General features: G+C 68.2%; 5 protein-coding genes and 2 pseudogenes. 3 read left to right on the plus strand and 4 right to left on the minus strand.

Translation table 11 applies throughout. The annotated features are described in order from the left end of the window. Positions 1-21: 21 nt before the first annotated feature. The gene (locus tag JWN68_RS14085; RefSeq protein WP_297739975.1) at positions 22-1,545 is read left to right on the plus strand and encodes a serine/threonine-protein kinase; all 1,524 of its coding nucleotides are present in this window, start codon (positions 22-24) and stop codon (positions 1,543-1,545) included. Between the two features lie 253 nt (positions 1,546-1,798). Then, complete coding sequence (locus JWN68_RS14090) at positions 1,799-2,377, plus strand: response regulator transcription factor (protein ID WP_297739977.1); 579 nt, start codon at positions 1,799-1,801, stop codon at positions 2,375-2,377. 110 nt (positions 2,378-2,487) lie between these two features. Here JWN68_RS14090 and JWN68_RS14095 read toward each other — a convergent pair whose 3' ends face one another. From JWN68_RS14095 to JWN68_RS14110, 4 genes and pseudogenes are all read right to left on the minus strand, one after another. Continuing rightward, on the minus strand, positions 2,488-2,721 hold the full coding sequence (locus tag JWN68_RS14095) for a cold-shock protein (protein WP_297739983.1): 234 nt from the start codon (positions 2,719-2,721) through the stop codon (positions 2,488-2,490). 27 nt (positions 2,722-2,748) lie between these two features. Continuing rightward, positions 2,749-3,057, minus strand: a pseudogene (locus JWN68_RS19380) (cold shock domain-containing protein); the annotation flags it as partial. 70 nt (positions 3,058-3,127) lie between these two features. Then, positions 3,128-3,457, minus strand: a complete 330-nt coding sequence (locus JWN68_RS14105; protein WP_297739979.1) for a cold shock domain-containing protein — start codon at positions 3,455-3,457, stop codon at positions 3,128-3,130. A gap of 184 nt (positions 3,458-3,641) precedes the next feature. Further along, a pseudogene (locus tag JWN68_RS14110) lies at positions 3,642-3,850 on the minus strand (transposase); the annotation flags it as partial. Between the two features lie 45 nt (positions 3,851-3,895). On the opposite strand from JWN68_RS14110, the gene JWN68_RS14115 reads away from it, so the two are divergent. Next, on the plus strand, positions 3,896-4,347 hold a 452-nt coding region (locus JWN68_RS14115; RefSeq protein WP_297739981.1), incomplete at its 3' end, for a heavy metal-binding domain-containing protein.

Consider the following 4,347-nt stretch of genomic DNA (forward strand, 5'->3'; position numbering starts at 1 on the left):
CCGACTTGAGAGGCACGGACGTTGATCGCTGGCAGGTACACCCTGGGTCGCGAGATCGGTCGCGGAGGCATGGGTGCCGTCCACCTCGCCCGCGACGAGGTCCTCGGTCGCGAAGTCGCGATCAAGAAGATCGGCATGCTGCCCGGCGCGACCATGCCCGATCTCGCACGCGCCGAACGCGAAGCTCGCCTCGCCGCGACCCTCAATCACCCGCACGTCGTCTCGGTCTTCGACCTCGTCGAGGAGGGCGACCAGAAGTGGCTGGTCATGGAGTACGTCAACGGCAAGTCGCTCGCCGAGCGCATCCGTGACTCCGGCCCCCTGGACCACGCCACGGCCGCCAGCATCATGTGGCAGGTCGCCGACGCGTTGGCAGCGGCCCACCGGGCCGGGATCATGCACCGGGACGTGAAGCCCTCCAACATCATGGTGACCGAGGAGGGCCGGGCCAAGCTCACCGACTTCGGGATCGCGCGGGCGCAGGCTGATGCCAGCCTGACCCAGACCGGTCTGGTCACCGGCTCCCCCGCCTACCTCGCACCCGAGGTGGCGTCAGGAACGGGCGCGGGGGCGGCCGCAGACGTGTGGTCACTCGGAGCGACGCTCTTCCACGCACTGACCGGCAAGCCGCCGTACGACGTGAGCGACAACCTCATCGGTGGGCTCTACAAGATCGTGCACGAGGAGCCGCCGCGCGTCCCCGACGCCGGCGGGTTCGCGGAGCTGCTCGAGGCCACCATGACCAGGGAGCCCTCGGACCGGTGGTCCATGGAGCGGGTGCGCGACCGGTTGGCCGAGCTGAAGCTGGACCCCACCGCTGCCGGTGTGACGTCGACCGCGGTTCTCGACAACGATCCCGAGTACAGCACCGAGGTGCTCCCCACCGTGCCTCCGGTCGTGGCTGTCCCGCCCGTCTCCCCCGTACCCGCCCCGGCCCCCGCACCCGTCGCCTCAGCCGTGTCCGCGCCGGCGGCCTACGACACGGACGACTCCCGAGACGACCGGTCCCGGTGGCCCTGGTTCGCAGCGCTGGCCCTGGCCGCAGTCGCGGCGATCGTCTTCTCGGTGCTGATGTTCACCTCCGACGACGACGATCCGCCCGCGGCGGACGAGCCGACCTCGCAGGCGCCCACGACGGACACTTCGGAAGAACCCACGGAGGAACCGACGGAGGAGCCTCCGACCGAGCCGACCGGGGAGGAGACCACGACGGCCCCGCCGGCGAACCCCGCAGCCGAGACCCGGCGGGACGTCGCGGCGTTCATCACGACCTACCTCGCCACGGCCCCGAACGACCAGGCGGCGAGCTTCGAGATGCTCACCCCGGGGTTCCAGGCGGCGTCCAATGGTTTCGCGAGATACAGCGGCTACTGGCAGACCATCGCCTCGGCGACGCCCAGGAACATCGTGGTGAATCCGAAGACGCTGACCGTCACCTACGATGTCGACTACGTCCGGACGGACGGCAGCGCGGTGAGCGAGTCGGTGACACTGCAGCTCCAACGCAGCGGCGACGGCTACCTCATCGCCGCCGAAGGCGCTTGATCCAGCGGCCGACACGCACCGCTTGATCGCGCCCCAGCCTTGGTCACAGCGCCCCTGATCTGATTACAATGTAAACGGTTTCGCCGGCGGCCTCCGTCGCTCCCGAAACAGAAGTGTCAAGCAACGGCACGCCTCACTGTTCTGGCACGAGCCACTAGCTTGGCACGAGTCACCCGCACGGAAGGTCGAGTTCTTGGCGCTGCGCCTTGCCCTCGCTCACGCCGACGAGCTGGTAGCGCATGGACTGTCATCCATGTTGCGTGGCCTCGGCGCTGCACACCACGTCAGCGACCTGGCAGCACCTGGTCCTTTCGACATCGCGTTGTACGACACGTCCGCGCACCCCCAGGACGCACATGTTCGGATCGGCGGCCTTCGGGACGATCCCCGCGTGGCCAAGGTCGCGGTCTACACCTGGAACTTCCAGCCGTGGTCGGCCGGCGAGTGGATTCGGCACGGCGCCAGCGGCTACCTGTCCAAGAGTCTGCCTGCGGGGGCCCTGGTGTCTGCGCTCGAAGCCATCCAGGCGGGTCGCGTCATCGTTGCTCCCGGCCAACAGAGCTCCTCGAGCGGCGTCGGCTGGCCCGGCCGGGACGAGGGGCTCACACCCCGGGAGGCCGAAGCCCTCTCGCTGATCGCTGGCGGATTCTCCAACCGCGAAGTGGCCGAGCGGATGACGCTCTCCCCCAACTCGGTCAAGTCCTACATCCGGACCGCCTATCGCAAGATCGGTGTCAACAGTCGGAGCCAGGCAGTCCTGTGGGCGATGACGAACGGGCTGGGATCGACCGCTCAACGCCGCGACCAGGCGGTCCCGGTCAGCCAGCGCTGACCGCCGCGCTTGACGCGTGCGGGACGAACCCGAGCCGGCCGTGTCTCGGGAGTCGGCGTCGGTCAAGGCTGGGTGGTGTGCGGCGGCGTGCTGGCGGCCGGGGTGGTCGCCTACTCGCCGGCGAGCGTCACCCTGGTCGCTTGCGGGCCCTTGTCCCCCTGCACCACGTCGAACCGGACGCGTTGGCCCTCGGAGATACCGCCGGGCTCGTCGACCGACTCGAAGTGCACGAAGATGTCCTCGCCGTCCTCGGTCGCGATGAAGCCGAAGCCCTTGGAGTCGTTGAACCACTTGACGGTGCCGACGGTGCTTCCGAGTCCGTCCGACCCGACGAACGGGACGATCGAGGCGCCTTCGATGACTGTCACGTTCATGAGCTCGGGAGCGCGGTTGCCCAGGACAACCTCGAAGCGGACGCGCTGACCTTCGGACAGGACGCTGCCGGCCTCGGCGATCTGGCGCCGGTACACCGTGATCTCCTTGCCCTCGTCGGTCACGATGAGGCCGATGCCCTTGCCGTCGTCGTAGAACTCGACGGTTCCTCGTTCGCCGCCCGGGGTCACGTCAGCGAACTTCGCAGGAGGCGACGGAGCTTCGTCAGCGGTCCGGGTGCTGGCGGTGTCCGAGCCGCAGCCGGTGGCCAGGACGGTCAGCGCCGCGGCGGCGATGGCGTGTTGCACGGTCGATCGCAATCTCAGGGGTCCTTCGAGTCGGTGGCCTGTCGGTCTTGCGGCGAGCGATCAACGATCGCTAGCCCATGGGCCTCACGTGCAGCGCCCTGGGCCCTGTCGGAGACACGAAATAGACGTACTGGACGTACTGACCCGCTTCGATGGTGCCGCTCGGATCGTCGATCGCCTCGCGGTGCATCGGGACGTCTTCACCGGAGGGCATCGAAATGACCCCGACGCCCTTGGACTCGCTGTAGAACTTCAGGTAGCCGACGCGGAACTCGTCTTCGCTCAGGTCCGCGAACCTGGGGGCCTCGATCTGCTCCTTCGGGGCGTCGACGTTGCTGGCGTCGCAGCCGGTGGCCAGGACGGCCAGGACTACTGCGGCGGTGGCGAGGCTGAAGCGCATGGTTCTCCCTTGTCGGGTCGCGACGCTACGGTGTGCCGCCGGATCCCGTGGGTCTTCTCAGAAAACGGAGCGGATCACGACGCTTGCTCGACGTGTCGCCCAACCGGCCCTGGGATGGTGGGGCGGGTGGGGCTGGTCGAGTCCCCGGGAGTGGTGTAGCGCTGCGTGATCCTGTGGGCGGGGGTTAGGCGGTGAGTGCGGGCATGTCGTGAGTTCCTATGTGGGGTTCGGTGTTGGGGACGAGGTCATGCGGCAGCGGGCCAGGACGTCGAGTCCGAGGTAGCGGCGCCCTTCGGCCCATTCGTCGGTCTGTTCGCCGAGCACTGCGCCGACGAGCCGGACGATGGCATTGCGGTTGGGAAAGATCCCGACAGCGTCGGTCCTCCGCCTGATCCGTCTGGCCCTTGACTATATACCCCATGGGGGTATGCTCAGATGATGGCCAGCCACTCGAACCACCACGAAGCCCGCCCCATACCCACGGTCAAGGACCCGGTGTGCGGCATGGACGTGAACCCCGCGACGAGCACCCTGACGGCAGCGCACGAGGGGGAGACGTTCCACTTCTGCTCCGCAGGCTGCCAGTCGAAGTTCGAGGCCAACCCCGACCAGTACGCCGGGCACGCTGACCACAACCACCAGGACCACGCGGCGCACGATGCGGCTGAGGTTCCGCCTGGCGCGGAGGTGGCTGAGTACACGTGCCCCATGCACCCCGAAATCCGCCAGCCCGGACCCGGTTCGTGCCCCATCTGCGGAATGGCGCTGGAGCCCGCCCTGGTCACAGCGGACTCCGCCCCGAACGCAGAACTCGCTGACATGACCCGCCGGTTCTGGGTTGGTGTCGTGCTGTCCATCCCGGTCCTCATCCTCGGGATGGGTGGAGACCT

The organism is Nocardioides sp. (genome assembly GCF_025964975.1).
In the GTDB taxonomy this organism is placed as follows: Bacteria; Actinomycetota; Actinomycetes; order Propionibacteriales; family Nocardioidaceae; genus Nocardioides.